Origin of the sequence: Parapedobacter indicus, from assembly GCF_900113765.1 — a bacterium.
In the GTDB taxonomy this organism is placed as follows: domain Bacteria; phylum Bacteroidota; class Bacteroidia; order Sphingobacteriales; family Sphingobacteriaceae; genus Parapedobacter; species Parapedobacter indicus.
Window position 1 is genome coordinate 463,718 of sequence record NZ_FOQO01000002.1, and the last position, 26,075, is coordinate 489,792.

Genomic DNA, 26,075 nt, shown 5'->3' on the forward strand with positions numbered 1-26,075 from the left:
GTAGATGCGTCCCAAAATTAGAAAATTATCTAATAGGTTTAGAATAATTAGTTGATTTTTTTAATATAAACTCTCTCCACGGACAAGCATATCCTGCTGTTGCTGATGGCAGACGGCATAGGAAAATCCCTTCTGTAATGCAAAAGCACCATACGCTCCCTTTTTGTTAAGCGCCAAGAATCCTACCTGTATCTGCTTGGCTGTATCCGGCTTCTTTTTCGCTATCCGGCCAACTGCCTCCCGGCATGCTTCTTCGGGTGAATACCCTTGGCGCATGAGTTCGACAACCAGAAAACTTCCGACTGTACGGATCACTTCTTCGCCCACGCCGGTTGCCGTTGCGGCGCCAACTTCATTATCGACATATAGCCCTGCACCAATAATGGGACTATCTCCTACCCGGCCGTGCATTTTAAATGCCATTCCACTCGTTGTGCAGGCACCCGACAGGTTACCTTGCGCGTCCAATGCCAACATCCCGATGGTATCGTGGTTGTATTCGTTACCAGGCAGCTTCTCGGTGGTAAATGATTTGTTCTCGATGTTAATAACGGGTTGGTACTTCTTCTCTTTCAGCCACTCTTTCCATGCTTTTTCAGCGCCGGGTGTCAGCAAATTCTCTCGTTCAAATCCACTTTCAAGCGCAAACTGCAACGCCCCTTCGCCAACAAGCATAACATGCGGTGTCTTTTCCATCACCAAACGTGCGACGGAAATGGGGTGACTGATGTGCTCTAACGCAGCCACGGAACCACAATTCCCTTTTTCATCCATAATACAGGCGTCTAGCGTCACATGTCCGTCTCGGTCGGGATATCCTCCCTTTCCTACCGTGACATTTCTCAGATCAGCTTCTGGCACACGTACGCCGGCTTCGACCGCATCGAGCGCCCTCCCACCGTTACTAAGCACCTTCCACGCCGCCTGATTAGCTGCTATGCCAAAATTCCAAGTAGCTACCACAATGGGTTTATACGGTGATGCGCTGTGTACCCCCCTTTTGGAGTCAGGAATCCGCCCGCTTAGGGAAAGCACTGACACGCCCGCTGCACCCGATAGAATAAATTTTCGTCTACTAATCATAATTTTGTGGCAATTGGCTTATGTGATGAATATATTAAAAATTGCAAGGTAACGATTTATATTTTATCTTAGACAAGAAACTTATCCAACATGAAAATCCAGTATGTGCCGGTATTATCCGTATTTTGCTTGACACTGAGCGTAAAAAGCCACGGCCAAAGCAAGTTATCGGATTCCGCCGAATACAACAAAATCTTGCACTTAGCCGCTCAAACCATTCAGCAATTCATCCCGGATAAACGTACCGCGGTTTTCGAAGTAACACGTTCCAGTGATCCTTCCCCTGTGTATCACGTGATCACTACGGAATCAGATGCACAGACGCTTTTTACGCAATTGTTGGTTAAACATCCTATTCCGCATGCAAAAGTAACGATAAATCTTTTGCCCGATAGCAGTGTGGCAGGAAAAGTTACCGGGATAGTAAACCTTTCTGTGGCTAACTTACGCGTAGCTCCCAGCAACCAGGCCGAGCTGGCAACGCAGGTGCTATTGGGCACTCCTTTGGATTTGCTCCAGCGTACTGACGGCTATTACCGTGTGCGGACGCCGGAAGGTTACATCGCTTGGGTCAGTGAAACGTCGGTCGCACCTCAATCAGTTTCCGACTTAACACACTGGCAAACGGGTAAAAAAGTGATCGTTACGGCGGATTTTGGGCACGCATACACCCAGCCTGACGGGCAGTCGCTGCGGGTGTCGGATCTCGTTATGGGCAATATACTGAATGTACTGGATACGGCCGGCGACTTTGTACATGTTTTATATCCCGACGGACGACAGGGTTTTGTAAAAAGCCATTCGGTACGGCCATTTGATACTTGGCTGGGCACGCGCCACATCAGCGCCGAAAACGTGCTCAAGATAGCCAAATCCATGATGGGGTTGCCTTATCTGTGGGGTGGAACCTCGGTAAAGGGCGTAGATTGCAGTGGGTTTACCAAAACCGCTTTTTACATGAATGGCCTGATTATTCCTCGTGACGCATCGCAGCAGGTTCTCGCAGGCAAGCCGATTGATATCTTGTCGGTCGACACACTGGACACAGAAAAGGCTATGCAGAACCTGAAGCCCGGTGATTTACTGTTTTTTGCCTCGGGTACGGGCCGCCCGCCGGATGCACGGATTACGCATGTGGCGCTGTATCTGGGTAACGGTGAATTTATCCATGCAGCTGGGAGGGTACAGATCAACAGCTTATTGCGGGAGGCACCAAACTATGGGGCACTGGATACACGCACCCTTATTGCAGCACGTCGATATATCGGGCAGACCGACCCTGCTCTTCAACCCCTTGATCGGCACCCATTTTATACACCTAAAGCTGAAATCGATAAAAAATGACCCTCCCAATGACGGTCCGTAAATCCGGAAAATTCACCCTGCGCTTCCGGCCCCACACGCTGGAGCTCAAGCATGTATTTACAGTTTCCACCGCTTCACGCAGCACAACCCCGGCGGTCTTGACAGCCCTCGAATTTGAGGGAATCACGGGGTACGGGGAGGCTGCCATGCCCCCCTATTTGGGTGAATCCGAAGAAAGTGTATTGAAATTCCTGAATCAAGTGGATCTCTCCGGCTTCGGCGACCCGTTCCTCACAGCCGACATCCTCCGCTACATCGATGACCTAGCTCCTAAAAACACAGCTGCCAAAGCTGCGGTAGACATCGCGCTGCATGACCTGCTGGGAAAAATGATGAATCGGCCCTGGCATCGTATATGGGGCTTCAATCCCGCCAACACGCCATACACTTCGTTTACCATCGGTATCGATACGGCTGAAATGGTCAGACAAAAGGTACGGGAAGCCGCACCTTATAAACTATTGAAAGTAAAGTTGGGTCTGGACACCGACAAGGTGATGATAAACACCATCCGGGAAGTAACCGATAAGCCATTGTGTGCTGACGTTAATCAAGGATGGAAAAACAAGGAAGAAGCGCTGGAAATGACCCACTGGTTGGCCGAACGGGGTGTCCTATTCCTTGAACAGCCCATGCCCAGCGAACAAGTGGATGACAATGCTTGGCTTACCGAAAACAGTCCGATTCCGACGGTAGCAGACGAAGCAGTACAGCGGCTTGCCGACGTTCGGAAGGCATTCGGCGTGTACAACGGCATAAACATCAAATTGATGAAATGCACAGGCATGCGGGAAGCACATCAAATGGCCGAATTAGCGCGGGCATTGGATATGAAAGTAATGCTGGGCTGCATGACAGAAACATCGTGTGCCATTTCTGCGGCAGCACAACTATCGCCCATGGTTGATTGGGCAGATCTGGATGGCGCATTATTAATCCACAACGATGTATACCGAGGGATGGAGGTTCTTGATGGCAAAATAACGCTGCCCAACAGGCCGGGCATCGGAATAGTTCCTTTGCCAACCCCATAACTGCTTGATGATTCAATAGACAACGAAGCCCTGCCATCAAGCGGGCAGGACTTCGTTGGGAAATTTAAGGAGCCGTTACGGTTTCGGCTTCTGCCAATGCCTTTGTGGTCAAATAGTATTTTGCTAACATATTGGGCACTTCCCATTCGGGCATCGTGCCTGATTTCAGGAAGTCCAGGTATTTCTCGGTTACTTGGGCAAAATGCTCTTCGTGCGTGGTAACCAACGAAGGGTCTACGCTGATGCGGTAACGCCCGTCTGCCACCGGCTCTGACTTCAACCCCTGATAAGAACCACTCAACTGCTCGATAGCCTTTGCTAAGGCTGCCTCGAACGCTTGGGCATCCCGTTCGCCGGTAGATTCCACGTACAATACCGGCTTATACTGCTCATCTGCACCCTGCTGTACAATGAGGTTGGCATAACGCCCGCGCATGATGGAATAATGGAGATCACCTGCTCCTTCCGGGGCTTGGAAATTCCAAATTACCGACACTTTCGCATGGATATCTTTCAGCGTATAGTTGATTTCACCGTTGGCAAACACGGCTAGATTGCCCGCGCCATCCACCGATCCCGATAGAAATTCGGGAAATTCCTTGAGGCCTGTCGACCGCTCGAACTGTGCCGGTGTAACGGAAGTGGACCAGCGCTTTGCGCCAACAAGCTGGATGTCCCGCTCGTAATCAATCACTTGATCTGGAAAACTCTCCCACTGCACTAAATCTACCAAGTGCGTGGTTACATCAACAATTCCCTCTCCCTGTTGCTTGGTATCGTAAAACCATGCAGGACGTGAAAGGGGTTTGCCCGATACTTCCTTGAAAAAGTGGTGGACACTTTCTTTGGTGATCGCCGGATTGTCGGCACTGCCCGGCACCAGCCCCCCAAAAAAGTCCGGAAGCTGTGAGAACGCCTTCTGAAGCATGGTATTGATTTCATACCGTTCGGTCATGATATCGTAGAGCTGCACACCGTTCTCCGAGGCGGTAGCAAAGGCTTGCTTTAATTCCGGAAATCCGTCAGAGTCAATAATCATGGGTTTATCCGCCAATACGTTTAATCCCGCCGCAACCGATTGGGTGATGTAGTCGATTTTATGCTGATTGTTCCCTGCGAGCACCACCACGTTACCTTCCTTTTCAGCCAACATTTTCTGCAAGAAGTCGTCACCTTTGTAGACTTTTTCTTCCCACGATGTCGGATCGTCCGAGCGTGTATTGTACTGATCGATGAGTGCTAAATAAGCGGCTAATTCTGGCCCTTCGGGTGCATACACATGCACAACGCTATCCACTTGGGGATACATGGTTTTTTGCACCAGGGCTGCATGGAAATGGCCCGGCGCTACGGTGATTAATTGGATATCCTTTTTTTGCATTCCTTCATTTGCTGGATTACATGCCGACAGGCAAGCGACAGCTGCCAACGTAATCAGGCGTTTTTGTTTATTCATCTATTTGTTGTTTTGTTTATCGTTCTTTTCCGTTACATATGCGGTGCCATATGGAAACCTTTGGGGGCGCGATAGCAGTTTATTGGCTTCGTCGTCATCGGTGAATATTTCACGGCTTGCATCCCAATGGAGCCTGCGCCCGAGTGTCATTGCTGCATGCGCAATGAGGCAGGCAGACCCCGAGCGGTGCGCTATCTCCACGTGGCTGATCGGCTGCCTGTCCTCACGTATGCATTCCAACCAGTTTGTATGCTGTTCGGGGCTCTCGTATAGGCGGACCTCATTTTCGCCGATAACCGACTTCAGTAGGTTGCTATCGCTCGCCTTGAACGCTTCATTTTCGGCGCCGTCGGCTCCCGGATCAGTTGCCGTCACCCCTACATTGCCCCGGGATACGAAAATCCAACCTTCCGTACCTTCAAACCGGACACCGTTGGGATGGGCGCCGCTGATCTGCATGACGACGTTGCCCGGATACAGCATTTCCACTTCGAAATCACCGTGTACATTCCACAAGCCCGATGTTGGGAAACTTGCCCTGCCTTCTGCCTCCAGCGGGCCCGTGAGTTCGGTATCGAGTCCCCAGTGTGCAATATCGATGTGGTGGGATCCCCATCCGGTAATCATCCCGGCGCCAAACTGCTCGCAACGCAACCATCCCGGACGTTCGTAAATATCGGTTTGCGAATGTACGCGGTCCAACGTATAGGGCACATACGGTGTAGATCCGAGCCAACGGTCGTAGTCCAGGTTTTTGGGCACCGGCATTTCTATCGGATTGCCGCCCGCGGGGTCTCCTGGCAATCCGATGACGACGCGCTTGACCGTGCCGATGCGGCCGTTACGTACCAATTCGCACGCCCGTTTGAATTGCGGCCAGGGATTTACGGAGCGCTGTTGACTACCCAATTGAAAAATAACACCTCTATTTGATACGACATCTGCCATCATACGGCCCTCTTTGATGGTCAGTGAAGTCGGTTTCTGCATATAAATATGCTTGCCAGCGATGGCAGCTTCCATCGCCGGCTGCGCGTGCCAATGGTCGGGCGTACTGATGACTACCGCGTCTACCGCTTTATCCCGTATCAGATCCCGGTAGTCGCCATAGGTCTTCACGTCAACGTGTGATGTTCCACCGTTTTTTTCAGCTTGCTGTTGTTCCAGCCAGTGCTTGCCTGCGGCTAGCCGGTTGCTGTCTACATCGGCTACTGCCACCACTCGGACATAATCATGTTTCAGAATCTCTGGCAAGTCATGCGATTTGGCAATGCGTCCAAAGCCAATCTGGCCGATCTGGATGCGGTTACTCGGTGCATTTTTCCCAAATACCGATGCGGGTACAATGGTAGGGAAGGCCGACGCAGCCGCTATCAAGGCCGCTCCCTCCGCTGCTTGTTTAATGAACGCCCGCCTATTCAATTGTTTTTGCTGCTTGTCCATGCCGATTAATTTGCTTCGATAACCCCGTTTAGCGTTTCCTCACTTCGTCGTCAGGGCTGGTGGCGTAGGCCTTGTCATAATCGCGTCCCTTAGCTCCCCGGACCACCCACTCGATGCCCCCAAGAATATGCGTCCTGAACTCTTCGTCCATGTAGTCGCCCTTGTCATGTCCCAGTGACGTATACCACGACCGGCCGCCATCGAATTCATGGCACCATACCGAAGGAAATACATCGCCGAAGGTGTCCAAGCGACGTTCATCTTCTCCCTGCAAGGTGGTTGCATCGTTAACGGCTACTACGTGTAGGTTGACACTTAGCTGTTTGAGGTAATAAAACTCATCCCCTTTTACGCGGACCCACCTCCGTGGCAGGTGTTTTACCGATGGGTGGTCGGCATCGAGAATGTTCACGGCAAATGGCTGGAATTTGTCATGCCAATAGAACGTTGCACCTAAGAGTTGCTTAAACCAGGTCCATTTGCGTTCCGTACCTGAGGCAGAATGGATGCCAACGAATCCTCCTCCCGCCTGGATATAACGCATCAGTGCTACCCGCTGGGCATCGGTATCAAACACATCATTATTGGTATTCGAAAACACCAAGGCATCGTACTGTTGCAGGTTTTCATCTGTAAACACTTGCGGATCATCGGTCGCATCCACGGAAAATCCATGCTGTTTGCCTAATTCCTTAAATGCGAAGATCGAGTTTTCGATGTTGTCGTGCACAAATCCCACCCCGTTCTTGGTATAAATGAGTATCCTGACCTTCTTCCAATCTACCGGCTGCGCTAATGCCGCCTGGGCAAACGAAAACAACAACCAAACCGCCAGCCCCGGCGGTATCCATCGCGAAAAAAAGCTGTAAATCATGGTTTTCATCGCTATTTCTCAACTGTATGTTATCGCTTGGAAAAGGACTTCCACATCTGCTCGGCCTCATCAGCAGAAAGTGTATCGTCAAAGATTATCAGCCGGTAACGTAAGGTGTAGGTGTTTCCTGCCTGCAACGTCCAATCTTTGTTTTTGGTTGGGGAAAAATTGAAGAATTGATCGCCCCTCCCCCCATTAGCATCTTCGGGCCACACCCGCACCGGTTCTGGAAAATTATAATTATCGGGGTGTGAAAGGAAGAGGATCCCTCCTTCACCGTTCCCCAGTTTGCCGGAAACCAGGGCCCATCGTTCCAACGATCCGTCGGCGTCGTTCCGTGTCTTCCCGCTGGATGTTAGCACACGACTGTTGGTATTTGTCCACTCCGGTGTCGCCCTGAATCCCAACCCACCGTAGCGGTATTCCTTCAAAATAACATCGGCTTCGGTGATCGGCTGCAGCGTAGAATAAAGGTCGCATTGATATCGATTGGCATCCAGTTGGGAAACGGCAACCCGCAGGTGTTCTCGCATGATGACCGTTTCGGCTCCATCGTTAAAAACGACGTGATCATGTACGGTCTCAAATCCGGCTTTTTCCGCGTCACCGAATGTATCTTCGAAACCCACAAAACGTACCGTCCCTTTTTTGTCGCCGATATTCCAGAGATCATATAGTTGCCCCTGGTATTCGACGTGTGTCCAAGGATTCCACAGGCCGTAATGATGGTAATGATCTTTGGGTTGAATGGAGGTAAGCACCTTCCCAGACAAGGTATACAAGGGATGGATATAGCCGGATCGGCTGTATGCTTTATCGACTCCAGTAGGGGGTTGTTTCACGGTATACCGATAGGTAAGCAGTGATTTGCCTTCCGGGGTTTTCAACACCAATTCATCGGGTCCTTTCTCTGCTGCATAGGACTTGCGTTGCCGGCTCTCCTGGCCAACGGTATGGCCAATTCCCAAACCTAACACAAGACACATCACCCATATCTTTGACATATAATTAGCGCTTGGTTTATATTCCAGCACTAAAGTTATTAAAAAGCACGTGATTAGCGAATATTTACTAAAAGAAGTCACCGTGAATTCGCCAAATTAGCGTCTAAGGGGCTATTCAACCGTTATACTATAAATCGGAAATCATCCCTCCTTTCCAGATGGATGAGATGTTGCCTCCCAATGGGATATCAGGGGACGACTACATAATTCCTAAACTCAGTTTCCGGCGTAGCCGAAAGATCGATGAGGTATCCGTTGATAACGGCGTAAGCGGGCACCTCTCCCCGGGCAAGAAAAAAGTTAGCCTCCTGCCCGAGATGCGGACTGGCTGCCAGGGGTTGCCGCTGATGGAACACGACCAAAGGCAATGTGTGATGCCGATCATCGGGCATGTGCGTCACCTGAATCGCAAAATACCCCTGCTGCAGCAATTCCATGGCTTGCTCCAAGGAAACATCCGCAACACTGCCAAACGGCTGCGGATAGATTTTACCGGGCATGAAATGATAACCGGTTGCGTCCAACTCGTCGTACCCAAAATTTTCTTTCAAATCACCGATATCCGTGATGCGTGAACGAACGTAATAATGGCTTCCCACAGTCTGTTCGTCGCGGTTGATGGCAATATCGATGGTATAACTCCTGGAATCACGCGAGGCGCCGACATGACGTAGCAATACGTCCGAGAGTTTGGAATCACTGAATGGTATGGTTTCGTATTCGGCGATGCTATATTGGTCGTAACTATCCTGTGCAATTTCAATCAACGAATTAAGAATGACCATAAAATTGAGCTTCCGGATGAATTGCTTTTCGGGATCTCCCTTATAGCCACCTGACTCGATCAGCACCGTGCTTGTTCCCCAGTGCTGAAAATTATCTCCGAAAGAGCGGGGCGAGTAGGTGTCGTCATACTTGGCCACGCCATTCGGCACATATCCTTGCAGCAGGCGGTTTATACCCGCCGCAATTTTCATGGCATTGCCCCGTACCTCATTGACTTCACGTTCTTCGTTGTAAGCTGGTGCCAGCAATGCGATGGTTACCGGAATGGGCGTTCCGGGCACGTTGTAATAAATATTCATGTCGTGCAGATTAAACCCATAATCGGGCTGCACCGCCTTGGCAGCTTGGATAAGCAGTTGTCCTTCCACCGTTACACCCGCCCGTGCATCTCGGTTCAGGTCTACGTCCATGGCGTTGCGGCGTGTGTACACATCGGCACCGTCCGGGTTGAGCATCGGTATGAAATACAGGCTTGTCTGTGTGCTCAGCAGGTTCCGTATGCTATCCATGCCATCGCCCTGACCTTCTAGAAAATTAAAAATATCCATCAATGCCATCGTCGCCGTGGGCTCGTTGCCATGCATTTGCGACCATAGCATCACTTTTTTCGGTCCCTGCCCATACTTCAACTGATAAATAGGCTGTTTAAGTACCGAGATTCCCAATTGGGTCACCTCAAAGATACCTGCCCCTTTGCGTTTGCTGATGAGCGGTTCGATATCCGCATGTTTGAAGCGCCTGTGAACGATGGAGGGCTCCCGGTACGTTTCGAACGCATTACTCAAGCGGGCCGTATCGGGCACGTAGGTGATGCGGCTTTGCCCGTTGCCTTGGCAAGCAGTGGATACTAAGATTATCACAAACAAATAAACTAGCCGTTTCATGTCGTTTTAAAAATAGGTTCCACTATATGGATGCTGCCCTGTGTCGCATCGATACGCACTCTGGCCCCTATGGGCAGGATAAACTGTTCATCGATGTGACCAATCCGTGCCCCTTGAAATGCAGGTATCCCCAACGGCCTGATGTAATCGTACAATATCTGTTCCACCGTTAGCGAGTTTGCCGGGTTTTTGGATCGGCAGTCTGTACACTGGCCGAAAACAAAGCCTTTGATTTTGCGCAGGGCGCCCGTTAGCGCTAGCTGGCTGAACATCCGATCGATCCGATAGGGCTCTTCGCCTATTTCTTCCAAAAACAGAATACCGTCTTCAAAATCAGGAAAATAGGCAGACCCCGCAATACCCGTTAAAACCGTGAGGTTTCCCCCAAAGAGTCGACCTTCGGCCGTGCCCCCGGTTATTGTGTTGGGTTTCCGATCGGCAGTATACATAGGTAACTTCCCATCAAAAAACAACTGCTCGAATTGCCGGATGACCATGGGTGTCCAGTGACTGTTTGCCACGGCACCGTGAAAGGTGATCAATCCGGTTTGCGTATAGATGGCTTGATGAAAAGCCGTAATATCGCTGTATCCCAAAAAAATCTTTGGGTTCCGGGCGATCAGTTGGTAGTCCAGGCGATCGAGCACTCGGGCGGCTCCTGATCCACCACGCAGGCATACGATGGCCTTTATATCGGGGTCGGCAAACATACGTTCAATATCCGCGATCCGTTCTGCATCTGTTCCCGCCAAATATCCGTATCTTTTCCCAACGTTTGCTCCCCATTTGACACGGAGGCCCAATGTTGCAAAATTTTCATCGGCAAGAGCATATCCGCGGTCATCTACTAACGGCGACGATGGCGTGATTATCCCTACCGTGTCTCCTCTACGGATGAGGGGAGGATAAATATTCGGGTGTTGGCGAGCGACGACGCGACCTGATTTCATTGTCGTCGACAGGGGCAAAGCCACCATCCCCAACCCAATGGCCTTGATGAACGTCCGTTTATCCATTTTTGAACTATATTATCGATTAAACCTCAGTCGCTGGGCATTCCCATCTTCCACAATCCTACCGTCGGTATATACCAGATTGCCCGACACATACGTATGCATAATCGTCGATGTGAACGTATGCCCCTCAAAAGGCGACCAACCGCACTTAGATAAAATGTTGTGTTTCGCTACCGTATAAGGTCTGTTTAGGTCAACCAACACGAGGTCTGCCCAATAACCTTCGCGGATAAATCCACGCCGGTCCAGTTGGAAACAAATGGCCGTATTGTGCGCCGTCTTTTGAACTAACTGCTCAAGAGTAAGCTTTCCTGCCCGATGCATATCCAACAATGCTTGCAACGCATGCTGTACCAATGGCCCGCCGGATGGTGCTTGTAAATAAGGTTGCCTTTTTTCCGCTAAGGTGTGGGGAGCATGATCCGTTGCGATGACGTCGATTCGTCCATCAAGCACCGCATGGAGTATCCCTTCACGGTCTTCACTTGTTTTCACAGCAGGGTTCCACTTGATAAAATTGCCCTTCGCTGCATAGTCTGCATCACTGAACCACAGGTGATGAATGCATGCTTCCGCGGTGATGCGTTTGCCTGTCAGCGGGGTGTCCCGCTCAAATAAGTCGGCCTCCCTTGCCGTCGAAATGTGGAGAACGTGCAGGCGTGAGCCGTGTTTTTTAGCCAGTGCAACGGCCCGCGAAGACGAGATGTAACACGCCTCTGCCGAACGGATCAACGGATGCATTTCCGTAGTCAAGGCATCACCATACGTGTCCTTATACCGGGATAAATTCTGCCGGATCGTTGCTTCATCCTCACAATGCGTGGCAATCAACATCGGTGAGTTGGAAAATATTCCTTCCAACGTGCGTTCGTCATCTACCAGCATGTTGCCGGTAGAAGACCCCATAAACACCTTAACACCACATACATCTCGGGGATCGGTCCGCAACACCTCATCCAGGTTATCATTGGCAGCTCCCATATAAAACGAATAATTGGCCAGCGACTGTTTGGCGGCAATCTCGTATTTATCCTGCAAAAGCTGTTGCGTAAGCGCATTCGGAACGGTATTGGGCATTTCCATAAAGGAAGTGGTACCACCGGCTACCGCAGCGCGGCTTTCGTGCCAGATATCGGCTTTGTAAGTCAGACCCGGTTCACGGAAATGCACCTGATCATCAATCAAGCCGGGGAATGCATGCAAGCCTTCCGCATTCACCTCGGTATCAGCCGAAGCCGAAATTTCGGGAGCTATCTTTTCAATACGGCCATTGGAAATCAATATATCAGCAGTGATTGTCTGCCCTTCATTGACAAGGGTAGCTGCTTTAATAAGGGTTGTCGCCATGCGTTTGCTTTTCAGCAAAGATACATAAATACAACCAAGACCCGGGCAACCCTATTTTATTCAGATGCACAGCCGATTCCCGTCGACCTATTTATCTCCTATCACAAAGGAAGATTTGCCATGAACTGCACATTGAGTGCTCCGATATCCAAGCCTACCAGGAACGATGGCATCGTCGGCGCAAATACCCAAGCACGATTGTGCCGGTACACATACCCCCTTCTATAAGGATCATAATACGTGCGGTATTTGGGGAAGTAAACGTATTCCGTATGGTGGTGAAACCGCTTTCCATAGTACCAGTTGTCGTGATCGCGGTAGCGGAGTCCTTTGCCTTTGGCGTATCTTTTATATGCTCGATCGCGCTCCTCATAGTACCTGTGATACGGACGATCGTGCTTTGCATAGTTGTGAAAAGCCTTTTCACGTTTTTTATGGTACTTTACATGCTCTTTTCTTTCCTTACTCCAATGCCCTTTACCCCGCTTTTGGGCACTGGCGTCAAACGTGAAACCAACTATAAATACAAGGGCGGCAATACAAATCAATAACTTCTTCATAGCATTAATCTTCTACGTACAACATACGATTTAACTCCTATCGGTAGGACAGCAGAAGTTATGCCAAGGTTTAACATCAGTTTTTCAGGAGCCGCTGAATTTCGTCCAATTTCATCAGGGCTTCCACGGGAGTAAGGGTGTTTACGTCAAGATTATTGAGCATATCCCGGATTTTCACAAGAATCGGATCATCGATGGAAAACATCTGCAGCTGATAAGCCTGCTTCTGAATTTTTTTGATACTATCTTTGATGCGTTCACCGCCTGTACGCTCCTGCTCCAGTCGTTTGAGGATCTCATTCGCCCTTTGCAGCAACTTGGGCGGCATACCCGCGAGTTTGGCAACGTGAATACCGAAGCTATGCTCGCTGCCCCCCGGCACCAACTTGCGTAGGAATATCACCTTATTATTCACCTCTTTTACCGATACATTGAAGTTTTTAATTCTTGGAAATGAGGTTGCCAACTCATTCAGTTCGTGGTAATGCGTTGCAAATAAGGTTTTGGCCCGGGCGGTTGGATGGTTATGAAGAAATTCAGCGATGGCCCAGGCGATGGATATGCCATCATATGTACTCGTACCGCGCCCGATCTCGTCCAGCAGAATCAGACTCCGCTCGGAGAGGTTGTTCATGATGCTTGCCGTTTCATTCATCTCCACCATGAATGTCGATTCGCCCGACGAGAGGTTATCAGAAGCTCCCACACGGGTAAATATCTTATCGATCAACCCGATAGATGCTTCTTTGGCCGGAACAAAACATCCGATCTGCGCCATGAGTACGATGAGCCCGGTTTGGCGCAGTAACGCAGATTTACCCGCCATATTAGGACCGGTGATGATCATAATCTGCTGGCTATCGTTATCCAAGAAAACATCGTTTGTGATATAATCTTCGCCGACAGGTAGGTTTTGCTCGATCACCGGATGGCGGCCTCCTTTTATATCGATGGTTTTTCCGTCAGTTACATCGGGGCGCACATAATGATTTTTTTCCGCGATAAACGCAAAGTTGAGCAGCACATCCAGTTGGGCAATCAACTGCGCATTTTGTTGCACCGGTTTGATATACGCCGCAACGGCCGAAAGCAACTCGGCATACAGCCGCGCTTCCAATACTTGGATCTTTTCTTCTGCACCAAGTATTTGTTCTTCGTACTCCTTGAGCTCTTCGGTGATATACCGTTCCGCATTGACAAGCGTCTGCTTACGTACCCATTCCGCAGGCACTTTGTCTTTATGTGCATTGGTTACTTCCAGGTAGTAGCCGAAAACATTGTTGAATGCTATTTTCAGCGAGGGAATACCTGTAGCCTCCGATTCTCGCTTTTGAATTTCAAGGAGGTAATCTTTACCACCATATGCTACTTTCCGAAGCTTGTCTAATTCTTCATTTATCCCGGCAGCAATTACATTTCCTTTGTTTATCGAAACAGGCGGTTCAGCATGCAAGTACGTCTCAATTTGCTCGCGGATTGGGATACATGGGTCTAATTTCTCGGCGATCGCTTTCAGGGATTCGGTGTCCGTTTGACCGGCAAGTACCTGCAGCTTCTCGACGGCCTGTAATGCACGCTTTAGTTGGGCGATTTCCCGCGGATTCGCTTTTTGCAGGCCTACTTTGCTGATCAGGCGTTCCAAATCTCCGATCTGCTTTATTTCGCCGACCAGCTCCTCGCGCCGCTCCCTATGTGTATACAGGTACGCTACGACATCAAGTCGTTCGTTGATGGCCGATTTATCCTTCAGCGGCATAACCATCCAGCGTTTAAGCAATCGAGCGCCCATTGGAGAAGTGGTCCGATCCAATACATCGGCTAATGTCACGGCATTTTCGTTGGCCGACCCTACCAATTCCAGGTTACGGATGGTGAACCTGTCGAGCCACATATACCGGTCTTCTTCAATGCGCGAGATGTTGGTGATGTGTTGCAGATTGCGGTGTTCGGTTTCGTTAAGGTAATGCAGTGCCACCCCAGCCGCTACGATACCCAAGGGCAAACGTTCGATACCAAACCCTTTCAGGGACTTGACCTCAAAATGCTTAAGTAATGTTTCGACGGCATAATCGCCTGTGTAAGGCCATTCGTCGAGCGTATACGTATAGAAATGGGTACCGTATTGTTCCACAAACGCCTTATATTGGCGCTTGCCCATGATCACTTCAGTCGGTTTGAATCCTTGCAGAAGTTTATCTATATAGGCCGGGTTGCCCTGTGACACCAAAAATTCGCCCGTGGAGATATCCAGAAAGGCGACGCCTGCTTGTTGCTTATCAAAAAAGACCGATGCCAGGTAATTATTTGACTTCTGCTGGACGATGTTGTCGCTGTACGAAACGCCCGGTGTTACCAGCTCGGTGACGCCGCGTTTTACGATGGTTTTGGTCGTCTTGGGATCTTCCAACTGATCACATATGGCCACCCGCTGTCCAGCACGGACCAGCTTAGGGAGGTATGTCTCCAAGGAATGGTGCGGAAAACCCGCTAAGGCGGTCTCCGATTCGCTGCCATTGCCCCGCTTGGTCAGGACAATCCCCAGGATGCCGGCAGCCTTTACTGCATCTTCCCCGAATGTTTCATAGAAGTCTCCTACCCGGAACAATAGCAATGTGCCGGGATATTTGACCTTGATGCTGTTGTATTGCTGCATCAAGGGGGTTTCTTTTTTTGCTGCCTTTGCCAAGCCGGTTATTTTGTGCGTGGCCGTAAACTTAGATAAATTCCCTTTTATATGCAATTTCACGTTGCATATAAAAGGGAATTTATCGGTCTCTCCTCGGCCATTGAAAAAAATTGCGCCGAGGAAAAATAGGATTATTGAAGGGGTTTGATAAGCTTCAATTTGTATATTCGCATCGCGGAAACTATGGCAACAAAGCGAAAACGAAAAAAAAAGACGAAGTGGGTATCTCGGTTCATTCCCCAAGTAGGCAATTTATACCTACGCTGGGTGCTGCGTATCGTCATCGCTTTCTTCGTTGTTACCATCGTATGGGTTATGCTGCTTAGCTTTATCAATCCACCTATTACGTGGTTAATGATACAACGTGGGTTTGAACGCAAAAGCGATGGTGAAGCATGGAAAATCACTAAGCAGTGGGTACCTTATGAAGACCTTTCCGATAATTTAAAGCGAGCAGCCATCGCAGGCGAAGATGCCCGTTTCCTCACACACTGGGGGTTTGACAGCGAGGCCATTGCAGACGCTTATCAACGTAATAAAGATGGTGGCCGGCTACGTGGCGGAAGTACCATCAGTCAGCAAACCGCGAAGAATGTGTTCCTTTGGCCAAACCGCTCGTGGATCCGGAAAGGGTTTGAAACCTATTTTACGCTTTTGATCGAATTGTTCTGGAGCAAAAAACGGATTCTCGAAGTATATCTCAATGTAATTGAGACGGGAGATGGTTTATATGGTGTTGAGGCCGCTACCCAACATTACTTTGGAAAGTCTGCCAAAAGTCTTACCAAGCGTCAAGCGGCACTCTTGATAGCGGTGCTGCCCAACCCGCGACGATGGTCCCCGGCCAAACCTACAGCATTTATCAACCGTAAAGCGGGCACCATCGTGCGGTATATGGGGTATAGTGAAGTACCTTAATCGCCGATCAGTGTCGTGATTGCGTTGCTTAGTAGCCGCACGCTATTCTACAGAAAGTATATACCGTACGATTGCTTCAGCATCGGCCTGTTTCAATCCTGGGTGCGGCGTCATAGCCATATCACCCCAGACACCCGATCCGCCCTCTATAATCTTGTCCACCAACTTAGGGATGTCTTTATCTCCGTATTTCTGGGCTATCCTCGCATAAGCAGGTCCTACCAGCTTCTCATGTTCTTGATGGCAAGCTACACAATCCGAGTCGGCAATAAGCATTTTACCTCTTTCTTCGGGAGTTCGGTTGTCCGTCTTTGCTGCTTCTGCTGCCGCGAGCTGGTCTTTCCGAAAGGATGCCACAGCAAAATTATCTTTCAATTCATCATAGTCCTTGTCAGTAAGCGCGCGCCAGCCGTATTTCGGCCATTGTGGGTCATCAACAATAAAGCCCGGCACTGCCAATTCTTTTTCATCAGCTAGCGAGCCAAGCAGCCAAGCCGCTTTCGCAGGCTGGTCAGCCAAGTAATCGTTATCTTTTTTTAGCATACTCCACCAGACTGGCTTCAGGTAGCGGAACGACTCCTTCAGTGCATAGTCAATATAGTAATCCGTTGGCATCGTAGCAGCATCCAACAATGCAACAACGGATCGTTCTGTTTTAAAATGGCTCAGCGAAATAATTGCCTGCAGCCTTACTTTCATGGAACTGTCTTTGGAAAGATCGATCAGCTTATTCTCCGCCTCTTTGATACGATTCCGCCAGAAAAACAACACCCTGGTAGCCGCTGTCCGGATATCGTCATGCCTGCTATTTAACAATTCCTCCAGCAACCGCTGGTTAAGCTGGTTGAACTGCTGATATACCCACAAACCTTCCAAACGGTGTTGATCGTAGAGGCTGTCGCGCCTATCCAAACCGGCAATCCACTGATTCAGCGCCGGCAAAACCACCTCGGCGTCCAGCTGCCGCAATTGTGTTCTCACCCGGTAACGCACCCTGTCTTCATATTCCTTTAATTGATCCAGCAGTTTATCAATGGGCAATTTTGTAAGGTTCACCGGTTTCAGGGGTTCTCGGTTTTTATAGGTTATCCGCCATATCCGGCCATGGGTATGATCGCGGAGTGGATCCCGCAAAGCTCTTTCACCGTGGTTGATAATGGGATTGTACCAGTCAACAATATACAGGGCGCCGTCGGGACCGAACTGTAGATCTACCGGTCGGAAATTGGGATCTGTTGATTGCAGCAAGGGTTCAATTTCTTGCGCTACAATACCACTTCCGCTTTCGTTTATACGATGCTGTTTAGTGCCCATCGTACCTACGAATGTATTGAATAGCACATTCCCCTGCAGCTCCTCGGGGAAGTGTCTACTGGAAATAATTTCTGTTCCGCAGGTCTTAGGTTTGCTCATCGATGTCAGGAAGTCGCGCATCGTTGTGTGCTTCACCGGATAATCGGTCGCTACGGTAAGGGGGGGTGCAAAGTAATTCATGCCTGTGGAAACATCACTGATAATCTCCGTACCGTCTCGAAGGAACACATGCCCCCAAGGATTGGCATAGGGGTATGAAACGTAAGGTTCGAGCTTATTTGTCAGGGGTTCAAAGCGCCAGGTAGCACCGTAGTCGCTTCGCTGTGGTCCCCAAGGCGTTTCTATTTGCGAGTGCAGAAAGGTACCGGTATGCCAATATAAGGCGCCATCGGGCCCCCAAGTGTGGGTATCTAGTGTATGATGCACATCTTCCGTACCGAACCCGTGGAGAATAATTTCCTTTTCATCCGCTTTTCCATCTCCATCTGTATCTCTCATGAACCAAAGATTAGGCGGTTGTGATACATATATCCCCCCATTGCCCAGTTCCATACCCATGGGCATATACAAACTGTCCGCATAAATAGTTTCACTGTCCGCAACACCATCTCCGTCCGTATCTTCCAGAATCAGTATCTTATCATTGGGTTGTACACCCGGCAAGTACTGCGGATAAGATGGCATATCGGCTATCCACATCCGGCCCTGGGGGTCGAACGTGATCGTAACCGGATTGGTCAGTGAAAAATCAACTTCCGATGCAAAAAGATTAATCTCAAAGCCCTCTGGCAATATAAACTGATCTGTGGAGGGCTTTTTTAGATTTGCCTTATCCAGTGGTTCGAATTGTATCGTATCATTAAGTATGTGATCGCTCTGTACAAAGTTCGCCAAATCGTCTACCACGCTTTGTTTCCAGACAATACTATCGAGGCGTAACACCATATTTCCGAGTTTGGCGAATTCCTTGGGGTAGGAAATGGGGCCACCCGGGGGTTGTACCCAAGGTTCCTCTCTGCGTCCTACAATATATTCGCTGTTTACCGCCCGGTAGAGGTAGAAAAATTGCTGATTTTTCTTGTCAATTATTTTCTTCAGATTTTGCAGATGCTGGTCACTTTCTTGCCAGACAGCAACCGGCAAAGCCAGCGATTTTGCTATTATTTCGCCAACAGCTTTATAGCCAGCTTCATTTAGATGGATGCCATTAATGGTAATCTTATCCTTTCCTTTCTGTAGTTTCTTTGTGGTCTCAAACAGGTTGATAAAGGGGATATCCAGTTCCTTTGCTACCTGTTGCATACCGTCAGTATATAACGCAAGGTTTTTATTGTGCTCGGCAGGATCGGGAAGAAAACCTCCCATCTTTTCATGAGCGATGGGTGAAACTAAGACGACCTGTGGGGGTGTTTTACCATTAAATTGTTGCTGCTGCAAATGTTGTAGGTAAGTGGTGAGCTGTGCCTTAAAAACACCTAAACTATCCGGCCCCTTAAACGCCTCATTTAGTCCATAACACGCAAGTATGAGGTCTGCTTTATATGCCGTCATCAATTCATCCTGTGTGGGAAAGTTCAACGGGCGGGACTGCATATTAATTTCGTCTGCACTCCAGCCCAGGTTCCGGACCGTAATGTTCTTATCCGGAAAGCTTTTATACAACAAAGGTTCCAGGTAGTTATAATACTGCAACCGTTCTGCAAACGTGTTCCCGATAATGACGATACTGTTATTGGGTTGGGGGTTCAACTTATACACAACTTCGGGCTCGCTATCCGCACAAGACGAAAGTATAGCAATAAACGAAAGGAAACTGGCCCTTAAAATAAGTTGTCTGAAAAACATGAGTAACAAGTTAGTGGGTTTGATGTCTGATGAAAAATACCTTGACAATGATTTATAAAACACGGTCAAGGTACAAATATTACCAATCCTCATTTTGTACTAAGTTGGGATTTTTTTCCATTTCTCTTTGCGGAATAGGCATAAAGTACATTTTTTCCTGAAAAACACAGGGAACGCCATCTACCGGTTTTCGCTCATAAGTATAGGTATCCGCTGCTACCCTTGTAATATACATAGCACCGAACTGTTTTCCATCGAGCACATCTGCCGCAATTTTCCATCTTCTCAGATCCCAATAACGTTTTTGTTCGAAACACAATTCAATGTAGCGCTCATGCCTTATTTTTTCTCTCATCTGTTCCTTTGTAAGTCCCGCGGGTAATTGATAAGGATCTAACCCAGCCCTTCGACGAATATCTTCAACCGCTTTATACACGCTTGCATCCGGACTGCTGAGCACTTCATTGTGCGCCTCGGCATAGTTTAACAACACTTCTGCATACCTTAATTCCGGCCAATTTTGATCGCTTCCTACGCCACCGTAATAATCCTGATTCGATTCGTCTGTACCTTTTCTCATCAAATACCCAGTTACCGTCTGATAGGGAATATTGATACCATCATCTCCTCCCACATACGTGTACACGGGTAGTCCCTGAAAGCCAAATATAGAACCATTTACGATTAATGTGGCATCAAACCTGGGATCTCTGTTCACATATGGGTCGGCCGGGTCATAGCCGGAAGAGGGATCAGTAATGCGCTTTCCATTTTTCATTTCAAATGCATCCACCAGTTCCTGAACGGGAGAGCGACGTGAGGCATCCTGCCGTGAGCGAGAATCAGGCATAGCCCATGAGTCCCACCCATGCTCTCTCAGCGGTTTCAGAAACTGTACGCTGAACACCTCTTCGTCATTATTCTTGTCTAGCATGATCCTTCTGAAATCCGGGTGCAGTTGGTAGATACCACTTTCTATCACCTCCCGGTTCGTGGCGGCGGCTGCCTGCCAACGGCTCTCATCGTTAGAAGGATTATACAACCTACTCGCCCAGAAGAGCTGTACCCTACCTAAGAAGGCTTTGGCGGAATACTTATTCACTTTCCCCACATCCACAGACCGGTCGCCATACGAGGCCGGCAGCAATTCAATGGCTTCTTCTAACTCTTTTATAATAAAGGAAAAAGTTTCGTCTGTGCTTGCTCGGGAAACAAACAAATCATCGTCTTGCGTTTGAGGTATGGTAATGATGGGAACACCACCGTATCTTTTTACCATATCAAAATACAACTTCGCGCGAAGGAATTTCACTTGGCCGGTAAGAACCGTTTTGTCTTGTTCTTCCAATGCTGACGCATCGACATTTGCCAGGAACATATTGGTTCTCCTTACTTCGTCATATGCCCAGTAGTCCATCGGATTTTTATCGGCAAACCATTGCCCTTGTACAACATCCCTAGGTGCCCCGCCCCAGAAGTTTCTGGATTCATCCGTTATGTTGTCATATAAGTCATGATCAAACGCAGGAACGTCCGCGTACATCTTGTTTACGAAAAGCTGTAGGAGCGCGGGATCGCTAAACATCGCTTCTTCGGGAATAGAGGTGGGGGCTTCCCTATCTAAGAAGTTCTTACTACACGAAATAGTCAGGAAACTGAAAAAGATTAGTATACCAATATGAAGATTTAATTTTTTCATGGCCTCAATAGTTAAAAAGAGAGATTAATACCTAGGTTGAGTGTACGCTGTTGCGGATAATATGCTCCGTCGGTATTTTCAACTTCCGGGTCGAACATTTTCATCTTATCAAAAAGGAAAATATTAGTCCCTGAGAAATATACCCGTAACGACTGAGTACCCAATTTTTGGCTAATACTTTTTGGTAAGGTATAGCCTAAATCGATCGAACGCAACCGAAGATAGCTGGCATCCCGGATATACAAGCTAGACTCTTGAGAGTTATTGGGGTGCTGGTTTTCCCATGGCCTAGGATATTTTGCATCGCGGTTTTCGGGCGTCCAATAGTCCAATAGGTCTCTGAAATTGTTGTGCGAGCCGCCGTTAAAAAATGTCCTTGAACGTCCATACAGCATTTTTTTCATCCTGGTTGCACCTTGGAACAGCACATTCAGATCAAACCCTTTATACGATCCGCCGAAAGACAATCCTCCCAGTAGTTTGGGTATGTTGTTATCCATCGAAATAACCGTGCGGTCCTCTGCATCGATCACCTTATCGCCATTGATATCCGCATATTTAACATCCCCGGCTTTTTGTCCACCGTTAAACTGCGGATAATAACCGGCAACTTCTTCATCCGACTGGAAAAAGCCCAGTGCCTTATACCCAACGATGAAGTTCAGGGGCCTCCCCGTTTGCAATAGGTAATCCGGAATATTAGCCGGCTCATCCAACAAAATCACTTTACTTTGAGCGAAACCCATGTTGGCTTTTACAAAATAGGTCAGGTTGTTAATATTATTTTGATGCGTAAGTGCGACTTCGAAGCCCTTGTTGTCGACTTTGGCGTAGTTTTCCGCGGGAAGTGCAGCGCCAATTGTGGCCGGAATCGAACGGATTCTGCTCAACAAGATGTTGGATGTTCTTTTATAAAAGAAATCCAGCTCAAAAGACAAGAGTCTGCTCCACATCGAACCATCCAAGCCTACATTGGCAATCGCGGCGCTTTCCCAGGTTACGTTCGGATTGGGAAGCACCCCGGGAATGACGCTGGTATAGGCATTTGATCCCGATATAATGGTAGAAGAGAGATCATACACCTGTTGATACTGAAAGGTTGGTATTCTTCCATTATATACGTTTCGGTCGTTTCCTACCAAACCATAAGACGCTCTAAGTTTCAAATTATCAACAAAACTTACCCCCTCACTATTCCTGAAAAATGGTTCTTCGGACAATTTCCATCCTGCTGATACGGCCGGAAAATTACCATATTTATTACTGGTGGGAAATGCGACAGAGCCATCGGAACGGAACGATGCTTCCAGCAGGTATCTATCTTTGTATGCATACTGCAACCTGCCGACAAAGCTGCGTCTGCCGTCGGTAAATGAACTACCGTTGGCGTCTTTTTGTTCTTGTCCCCCATACAATAACTCATCAAGGCCATTAGCCGGAAAATTGGTCCTAAAACCACTGAATTCTTTTGATTTGGCATCAAACTGTTCCACCAGCACAATTCCCCCCACTTCATGGTCACCAAATTGCCGCTGATAGTTTAAACTTAAGTTCAACGTCGTTGTATTATAGTCGCTATATTGTTGGCTCAACGCAGTCTTACCATTCCACCCGCCATAAGGATATACTTCAATGGTATTGCCCGCCTCATCCTGACGGTTCATCAGGATAGGTACCTGATACGTCTTGGCAGTGTTCGCTTCCTGTCCAAAAGAAGCACGTCCCTGTAAGTATAGGCCTTGTATAAAACGCAACTCATGTCTCGCTGAAATAGTTGCCTGAAAAATGTCGGTCTGCTCTCTTTGGTATCCGGTTTTAATCTCTTCCACCGGATGCTGTTCACGGGTGTAGAAAATAGTCCCATCGGGGTTATATAACTTATCGTAGGGATAGGCAGCCATGATATCGCTGAATATAGATTCCGGAGAATATCCACTGCCGTTATTATTTCTGCGACTGGCATCGATATCCAATGATAGCGTGAAGTTTTTGTTTATACGGGCGTCCACATTGGACCGGGCTGTATATCTTTTGTAGTTGAGATTGTCATACAATCCATCCTGGTCCATGTATCCTACAGACATAAAATATTTTATCGCATCGGTCCCTCCATTTACACCGATATTTTGCTGGGTTTGAAACGCCTTTTTATTCAACGTAAGGTCATACCAGTTCTGCTCTTGCACCTTCCCCTGTAAAATATCTTGCATTTCTTCATCGGAGTATGCGGGCGGCAATCCCATATTCTGGCGTGCTACATTTTTGGTTTGAGCGTATTCTGGACCAGTCATCAACGCTGGGTAAATAGTCGGGTTTTGGATACCGGCGAAGCCATTGTATGATATGGTTGGCTTTCCGGCCTTTCCGCGTTTGGTAGTAACAAGGATCACACCGTTGGCCGCCCTGGATCCATACACGGCGGTAGCAGAGGCATCCTTTAAAATCGAAATGCTTTCTATCTCGTTGGGATCAATCTGATCCAAGCTCCTTACGATATCGTCTATCACTACCAAGGCACTATTATCTCCAAAAGTACTTACACCCCTAATCATAATCTGGGAACCGCTTCCCGGCTTTCCATTATTATTCACCGCGGTGATGCCCGGCAACCGCCCTGCAAGCGAATTGGTGATATTGGTTGCTCCAGACTTCACGACCTCTTGTCCTTCTACAGTAGCTACCGAACCGGTAAGGTCTGCCTTTTTCTGCGTCCCATACCCCACGACCACCACCTCTTCCAAATCGCTAACATCGGCCTTCAGCGACACGTTGATAACCCGTTGATCACCAATCTCCAATTCATTGGTTTTAAAACCAATATTACTGAAGACAAGCGCATGTCCCTGCTCCGGCGCTACGATGTCGTACAAGCCATCCGCGCGTGTAGTAGCTGCTATCGCTGTTCCTTTTACCCGCACGGTAACACCCTCCAAAGGATTCCCTTCTTCATCCGTGACCCGGCCCGTTACCGTTCGTTGTTGGATCAGCTTAGGTTGTTGCATTAACTGATCAGGTAAGTCGGCGGCCGGCCTCACATTTTTTTTAGGAGAAAAATACACTACGTTGCCGACAACCCGATAGCCGAAAGGTTGATCCGCAAAAACGTGAGGCAGTGCGTCCAATATCTCTACCCCTTTCAAAGACAACGTTACCGGATTGGCTCGCATTAAATAACCTTCGTCTAATACGAAAGAATACCCGCTTTGCCGTTGTAATTGCTGGATAACGGATTTGAATGACCTATTATTAACTTCAATATCTACTTTTTGTGCCATCGCGCCAGCCATGGATTGGAGGGATAATACACAGGTAAGCAAAATTATTAACTTCATAATAAGGAGTGCTTGTAAGAGCACCTTGCCGTAAATCGACCGCCCGTAAAAAAGCGAAAAGCGACCATTGGCATAATGGCTATAATTCATTATTTTTGTCATGTTGGTTAGGAAAAAAATACAGTTCAATATTGGTTTTCTGCCCGACAGTTGCCGGATTTCGAGGGCAATCGAAATTCGGCTTTTTCCCTCCGGACAGGCGGATGACCTTAGCTCCGCCAATCAAAGATCTTTTTTCTTATTCGATAATGCCAACCCTCCTTCCTTCTAATTTAAGTTTAACCTGGTAGGTTTCTTCAAGTGCTTTGAGTACGCTGGATAGGTTCTCATTCCTATTAATTATCACATAAGCTGTCTTGTTGGTCTTGAGTACAGGAACATCAACCACAACATCGTACCAACGTTCCACTTGACGCATCACATCGGCAAGCCGGGCTCCATTAAGTACAATCATGCCGTCTCTCCACGCAGTATAGTCAAAGATATCGACCTCACTGATATCGAGAAACGATCCACGTGTGACGGCTTGTTGGCCAGGTTTCAGATATGAGAATGAAGAACTGAGGTTAGTGCCTCCGGAACCAACAGCCTTTACACGCACGTTGCCTTCAACCAGCGTGGTTTTGGTCTCAGGATCGTCTGCATATGCGGAGACATTAAATTCGGTTCCCAACACTTCAATGACCTGGCCATGGGCAATAACTTTGAATGGTACGTGCTGTGCACCAGCTATCGCCACGTCAAAATAAGCTTCGCCTTCCAGTTCGATTACACGTTCATTGCCATCAAACCGAGAAGGATATTTCAATATCGACGCAGCGTTGAGCCATACCACGGTACCATCGGGCAGTTTAATCTGATACGTTCCGCCTTTGGGCGTAGTGAGTGTGAGATGTTGCTTGCCCCCTACACGTATCCCCTCGTTCACTTGCTCGCTAAGTACAGTACTTCCATCGAGGTAGGATATGCCATTATCTACGATAATTCCATCCTGCTTTTCACTCAGATCAATCGTTCGGCCATCGCCGAGGGTAAGGGTGGCTCGATTGCCACCGGGCTGTACATCCGCTATTGCCGGCCCCTCACGAAGTTGTAAAACGACGATGAAGTAGCTGGTCACAATAGCTATAAGAAACATTGCTGCTACGTATGGCAAAATCCCTCTCAACCGTTTGAGACGCGAACGTTTGGGTTGGATACGCTTGTGGATACCTTCTAATAAACGAGAAGAGCGCTCAATGTCCAGCGGTTCACGGTTATTCTGCAGGTCATCCGCATATAAGATAGACGCAATTGTTTCCAGTTCGTGCTGATCGGCGTGCCGAAGGTATTCAGCCATCCAACGGACGTCCTCCTCTGTCCATTGGGATCGCCGCAGAATTTGCTCGATACGCAACTGTCGTTTATCCACGATAACGTTTTAACCTAA

Annotated in this window: 17 protein-coding genes; 3 read left to right on the forward strand and 14 right to left on the reverse strand. The window is 48.3% G+C overall.

Translation table 11 applies throughout. The features are described from left to right. Positions 1–60: 60 nt before the first annotated feature. Positions 61–1,083: an isoaspartyl peptidase/L-asparaginase family protein gene (locus BMZ56_RS05550; RefSeq protein ID WP_090625249.1), complete on the reverse strand. Its 1,023-nt coding sequence runs from the start codon at positions 1,081–1,083 to the stop codon at positions 61–63. A gap of 90 nt (positions 1,084–1,173) precedes the next feature. Between BMZ56_RS05550 and BMZ56_RS05555 the strand changes: the two genes are divergently transcribed. Then, positions 1,174–2,427, forward strand: a complete 1,254-nt coding sequence (locus tag BMZ56_RS05555) for a C40 family peptidase (RefSeq protein ID WP_090625252.1) — start codon at positions 1,174–1,176, stop codon at positions 2,425–2,427. 8 nt (positions 2,428–2,435) lie between these two features. Continuing rightward, the gene (locus tag BMZ56_RS05560) at positions 2,436–3,482 is read left to right on the forward strand and encodes a dipeptide epimerase (protein WP_245893088.1); all 1,047 of its coding nucleotides are present in this window, start codon (positions 2,436–2,438) and stop codon (positions 3,480–3,482) included. 64 nt (positions 3,483–3,546) lie between these two features. Here BMZ56_RS05560 and BMZ56_RS05565 read toward each other — a convergent pair whose 3' ends face one another. From BMZ56_RS05565 to mutS, 9 genes are all read right to left on the reverse strand, one after another. Next, entirely contained in the window at positions 3,547–4,938 is a 1,392-nt protein-coding gene (locus tag BMZ56_RS05565; protein WP_090625257.1) for a putative oxidoreductase C-terminal domain-containing protein, read from the reverse strand. Then, entirely contained in the window at positions 4,939–6,381 is a 1,443-nt protein-coding gene (locus BMZ56_RS05570) for a Gfo/Idh/MocA family protein (RefSeq protein WP_090625260.1), read from the reverse strand. A 28-nt stretch (positions 6,382–6,409) separates the two neighbouring features. After that, the gene (locus BMZ56_RS05575; protein ID WP_245893090.1) at positions 6,410–7,264 is read right to left on the reverse strand and encodes a ThuA domain-containing protein; all 855 of its coding nucleotides are present in this window, start codon (positions 7,262–7,264) and stop codon (positions 6,410–6,412) included. 20 nt (positions 7,265–7,284) lie between these two features. Further along, entirely contained in the window at positions 7,285–8,259 is a 975-nt protein-coding gene (locus BMZ56_RS05580) for a DUF6807 domain-containing protein (protein WP_090625263.1), read from the reverse strand. A gap of 188 nt (positions 8,260–8,447) precedes the next feature. Beyond that, positions 8,448–9,929: a M14 family zinc carboxypeptidase gene (locus BMZ56_RS05585; RefSeq protein WP_090625266.1), complete on the reverse strand. Its 1,482-nt coding sequence runs from the start codon at positions 9,927–9,929 to the stop codon at positions 8,448–8,450. Beyond that, entirely contained in the window at positions 9,926–10,945 is a 1,020-nt protein-coding gene (locus BMZ56_RS05590; RefSeq protein WP_090625271.1) for a S66 peptidase family protein, read from the reverse strand. The genes BMZ56_RS05585 and BMZ56_RS05590 overlap by 4 nt, the downstream gene beginning before the upstream one ends. Positions 10,946–10,957: 12 nt before the next feature. Then, positions 10,958–12,292 (reverse strand): dihydroorotase, encoded by a 1,335-nt coding sequence (locus tag BMZ56_RS05595; protein ID WP_090625275.1) that lies wholly within the window; start codon positions 12,290–12,292, stop codon positions 10,958–10,960. Positions 12,293–12,393: 101 nt separating this feature from the next. Further along, complete coding sequence (locus tag BMZ56_RS05600) at positions 12,394–12,852, reverse strand: hypothetical protein (RefSeq protein ID WP_090625279.1); 459 nt, start codon at positions 12,850–12,852, stop codon at positions 12,394–12,396. A 76-nt stretch (positions 12,853–12,928) separates the two neighbouring features. Then, positions 12,929–15,538, reverse strand: a complete 2,610-nt coding sequence (gene mutS, locus BMZ56_RS05605; RefSeq protein ID WP_090625791.1) for a DNA mismatch repair protein MutS — start codon at positions 15,536–15,538, stop codon at positions 12,929–12,931. A 183-nt stretch (positions 15,539–15,721) separates the two neighbouring features. Here mutS and mtgA point away from each other — a divergent pair, with 183 nt between their 5' ends. Further along, positions 15,722–16,456, forward strand: coding sequence for a monofunctional biosynthetic peptidoglycan transglycosylase (gene mtgA, locus BMZ56_RS05610; protein ID WP_090625281.1), 735 nt, complete (start codon positions 15,722–15,724; stop codon positions 16,454–16,456). A 42-nt stretch (positions 16,457–16,498) separates the two neighbouring features. Here the strand turns inward: mtgA and BMZ56_RS05615 are convergent, their stop codons facing one another. From BMZ56_RS05615 to BMZ56_RS05630, 4 genes are all read right to left on the reverse strand, one after another. Continuing rightward, positions 16,499–19,615, reverse strand: coding sequence for a PVC-type heme-binding CxxCH protein (locus BMZ56_RS05615; RefSeq protein ID WP_177195043.1), 3,117 nt, complete (start codon positions 19,613–19,615; stop codon positions 16,499–16,501). 79 nt (positions 19,616–19,694) lie between these two features. Continuing rightward, the gene (locus BMZ56_RS05620; protein ID WP_090625287.1) at positions 19,695–21,314 is read right to left on the reverse strand and encodes a RagB/SusD family nutrient uptake outer membrane protein; all 1,620 of its coding nucleotides are present in this window, start codon (positions 21,312–21,314) and stop codon (positions 19,695–19,697) included. A gap of 11 nt (positions 21,315–21,325) precedes the next feature. Continuing rightward, positions 21,326–24,646 carry a SusC/RagA family TonB-linked outer membrane protein gene (locus BMZ56_RS05625; protein ID WP_177195044.1) on the reverse strand — a complete coding sequence of 1,107 codons (3,321 nt, stop codon included), beginning with the start codon at positions 24,644–24,646 and terminating at the stop codon, positions 21,326–21,328. Between the two features lie 238 nt (positions 24,647–24,884). After that, positions 24,885–26,057: a FecR family protein gene (locus tag BMZ56_RS05630; protein ID WP_090625293.1), complete on the reverse strand. Its 1,173-nt coding sequence runs from the start codon at positions 26,055–26,057 to the stop codon at positions 24,885–24,887. Positions 26,058–26,075 lie beyond the last annotated feature (18 nt).